Origin of the sequence: Anabaena sp. CCY 9402-a (assembly GCF_963920945.1) — a bacterium.
In the GTDB taxonomy this organism is placed as follows: domain Bacteria; phylum Cyanobacteriota; class Cyanobacteriia; order Cyanobacteriales; family Nostocaceae; genus Trichormus; species Trichormus minutissimus.
On sequence record NZ_CAWUDL010000221.1, the window covers coordinates 1 to 368 of the forward strand.

Annotated in this window: 1 protein-coding gene; it reads left to right on the plus strand. The window is 31.0% G+C overall.

The genetic code is table 11. From position 1 onward, the window contains the following. Window positions 1-51: 51 nt before the first annotated feature. Window positions 52-368: helix-turn-helix domain-containing protein (locus ACM0OR_RS28390; RefSeq protein WP_414579740.1), on the plus strand; the 317-nt coding region annotated here is incomplete at its 3' end.

The window sequence follows — 368 nt, forward strand, 5'->3', positions numbered from 1 at the left end:
ATAAATTTTATAGGAAAATAAACAGAGAAGATAAAAAAGCGAGTATTAATAATGACAAGTCCCTTAAAAAGAATAGAATCATACCCAGAGGAATCAAAGCGATTAATTGGGATTAAATATGAAGATTTTATTACATTAGTAGCATTAGCTTCAAAAAGGCATAGAGACAAACAAGCAGAAATTGAAAAAAGAAAAATTAGGTTAATAGCCTCTGGTGGAGGACGTAAAGCAGAAATGACACCAAAAGAAGGTGTGTGTTTATGTTTAGTATACCTGAGACAGAAGCCAACATTTGAAATTCTCGGATTATTGTTTGATGTGTCGAGAACAAAAGCCAATAATACCTTTAATTATTGGGTAGATATTTT